The organism is Pseudoroseomonas cervicalis ATCC 49957, assembly GCF_000164635.1.
Classification (GTDB): domain Bacteria; phylum Pseudomonadota; class Alphaproteobacteria; order Acetobacterales; family Acetobacteraceae; genus Pseudoroseomonas; species Pseudoroseomonas cervicalis.
Window position 1 is genome coordinate 358,061 of sequence record NZ_GG770779.1, and the last position, 3,026, is coordinate 361,086.

The following is a 3,026-nucleotide window of genomic DNA, read 5'->3' on the forward strand; positions in this document are numbered from 1 at the left end:
GGTGCTGACGGTGGCCGGCACCGGGCCCGAGGCCGCCGGCGGGCTGCTGCCGCTGGATGCCGAATGGCTGGCAGCCCGGCTGCGCCGCCGCACCCACCACCCCAATGCCGCTGACAAGCTGGCCCCCTCCCCCCGATCGGCCGCCCTGCCGGCTGGAGTATCCGCATGATGTCCGACCTCGCGCCGAGCGCGGAACCCCAGCCCCGCTTCGAGCCGGGACCGGCCGCGGGGCCCGCCCCGGGCAAGCTGGTCGCCATCGCCTCCGGCAAGGGCGGTGTCGGCAAGACCTGGATGGCGATCACCCTGGCGCAGACCCTGGCGCAGCGCGGCCGCCGCGTGCTGCTGGCGGATGGCGATCTGGGCCTGGCGAATGTCGATGTGCAGCTTGGCCTGCAGCCGGAGCGCGACCTGCAGGCGGTGCTGAGCGGCAAGATCGCCCTGACCCAGGCGGTGATGCACCATGCCGAGGGCGGCTTCGACGTGCTGGCCGGCCGCTCCGGCAGCGGCGCCCTGGCCAGCCTCCGGCCCGAGGTGGTGGAGCATGTGGCGGCGCTGCTGCGCGCCGCGACGGGGCGGTGGGATGTGGTGCTGCTCGACCTCGGCGCCGGGCTGGCCCCGGCCACGCGCCGGCTGGCGGCGGCGGCCGACACGCTGCTGGTGGTCGCCACCGACGAGCCGACCAGCCTGACCGACGCCTATGCCGTGCTGAAGCTGCACGGCACCGACCGGCCGGGCGGCGATTGCCGCATCGTGGTGAACCAGGCGGTGGACATCCCCTCCGGCCGGCGCACCGCGGCGGCGCTGCAGCGCGCCTGCGCCACCTTCCTGCGGCGCGACGTGCCGCTGGCCGGGCTGGTGCGGCGCGATGAGCGGGTGCGCGACACCATCCGCCGGCAGACGCCGCTGCTCAGCCGCCACCCCAATTCGGCGGCGGCGGCCGATGTCGCCATGCTGGCCCGCGCCGTCGATCCCTGAGACGCGAAAGCCCCGCCGGCCTGACGGCCGGCGGGGCTTCCGCAGGCCGGCCCATCGGGCCGGCCAACCGAAAAAACTACGGGCGGCCGATCGAGCTGTAGCTGAAGCCCACCTCCCGCATCGCCGCCGGGTCCCACACATTGCGCAGGTCGCAGATGACGTCGCCGGCCATGGCGGCCTTCAGCTTCTCCGGCGCCAGCGAGCGGAACTCGTTCCACTCGGTGATCAGCACCAGCGCGTCGGCGCCCTGCACCGCCTCCATGGCGCTCGCCGTGAACTCGACGCCGCCCGGCAGCAGCTGCCGCGCATGCGCGGGCTGCGGGTCATAGGCGCGGATGCGCGCGCCCCCCGCCGCCAGCGCCGGCAGGATGACCAGCGACGGCGCGTCGCGCATGTCGTCGGTCTCCGGCTTGAAGGTGACGCCGAGCACGGCGATGGTCTTGCCCGCCACGGTGCCGCCGCAGGCGGCGACCACGCGCTCGGCCATCTGCGCCTTGCGGGCGTCGTTGGCGGCGATGGTCTGCTCGACGATGGTCACCGGCGCGCCCAGCTCCTGGGCGGAGCGGGCCAGGGCCAGCGTGTCCTTGGGGAAGCAGGAGCCGCCATAGCCCGGGCCGGCATGCAGGAACTTGCGGCCGATGCGGCCATCGAGCCCCATGCCGCGCGCCACGTCGTGCACATTGGCGCCGGCCTTCTCGCAGAGATCGGCCATCTGGTTGATGAAGGTGATCTTCACCGCGAGGAACGCGTTGGAGGCGTATTTGATCAGCTCCGCCGTCTCGATGCTGGTGGCGACCACCGGCGTCTCGATCAGGTAGAGCGGGCGGTAGAGGCGCTTCAGCACGGCCAGGGCGCGCTCGGAATCGACGCCGACGACCACGCGGTCGGGCCGCATGAAATCGCCGATGGCGCTGCCCTCGCGCAGGAATTCCGGGTTCGAGGCGACCTCGATCTCCAGGTCCGGGCGGGCGGCGCGGACGATCTCCTTCACGCGGCGGCCGGTGCCCACCGGCACGGTCGACTTGGTGACCAGCACGATCGGCTTCTCGGCGGCCTTGGCCACCTGCTCGGCCGCGGCGAAGACATAGGTCAGGTCGGCATGGCCATCGCCGCGCCGGGTCGGGGTGCCGACCGCCAGGAACACCGCCTCGGCGCCCTGCATCGCCTCCTTGAGGTCGGTGGTGAAGGTCAGGCGGCCATCGCGCGCATTCTCCTCCACCAGCCGGTCGAGGCCGGGCTCGTAGATCGGGATGCGGCCCTCGCGCAGCGCCTCGATCTTGCTGGCCTCGGTGTCGACGATGCAGACATCGACGCCGAACTCGGCGAAGCAGGCGCCGGAGACAAGGCCGACATAGCCGGCCCCGATCACGGTGATTTTCATTTCGACCTCAGTGTTTCAAGGTGTCGGGACAAGGCCGGCTTCGGCTCCGGCGCCGGAGCACGCTCCCACGCCGGCAAAACAGTTTCTTGTTTGCAACATGATGGCGTGCGGGCTCCGCGAGGAGCGGCCGGATGTCGGGAGAGGGTTATGAAAACTCTCCGGTCTCCGCAAGGGAACCTGATGGTCAGGTCTCATGGCATCGCCTTGTTGCGCTGCACTCTGATACAGGAGAGGGTGGTCAAGGTGAAGCCCCCGGCCCCCGCCGCCGGCGCCACAGGCGGTTGCGTGGCGGCACGCCGCCCGGGGCCTCGTCCATCGGGCGCCCTGGGCATTCCGTCTGCCGCAGCGGCGTGTCGCCGGCACGACTCGATTCCGCCAGTGTCCGGGAACAGGGAATTCAAATCCGACTCGCAACAAGGGCGCGAACCTCACCAGCCCCGCACGGATGGCGTGTATCCGCCGCCGCACCCAATCGCGCCGCGTGCATTTCCCCGCGGCCCACCACTCAGGCGGCCTGGCCCGCGCGGCGTGAACGCAAAAGGCGGCGTGATCGCAAAAGATTGACTGCAACGCTGGAGAGATTCCATCGCGTGCCGCGCGCCAGGCCCCAGCTTGGCCCTGGCCTTGCGGCGGATGCGCGAACCCGGCGCCATGGCGGCGCGACGCGGGG

The 3,026-nt window shown here is 71.9% G+C and carries 2 protein-coding genes; one reads left to right on the forward strand and one right to left on the reverse strand.

All coding sequences use genetic code 11. From position 1 onward, the window contains the following. Positions 1 to 165: 165 nt before the first annotated feature. Positions 166 to 975, forward strand: coding sequence for a nucleotide-binding protein (locus tag HMPREF0731_RS12815; RefSeq protein WP_007004570.1), 810 nt, complete (start codon positions 166 to 168; stop codon positions 973 to 975). A gap of 76 nt (positions 976 to 1,051) precedes the next feature. Here the strand turns inward: HMPREF0731_RS12815 and HMPREF0731_RS12820 are convergent, their stop codons facing one another. Then, the gene (locus tag HMPREF0731_RS12820) at positions 1,052 to 2,356 is read right to left on the reverse strand and encodes a UDP-glucose dehydrogenase family protein (protein WP_007004571.1); all 1,305 of its coding nucleotides are present in this window, start codon (positions 2,354 to 2,356) and stop codon (positions 1,052 to 1,054) included. Positions 2,357 to 3,026 lie beyond the last annotated feature (670 nt).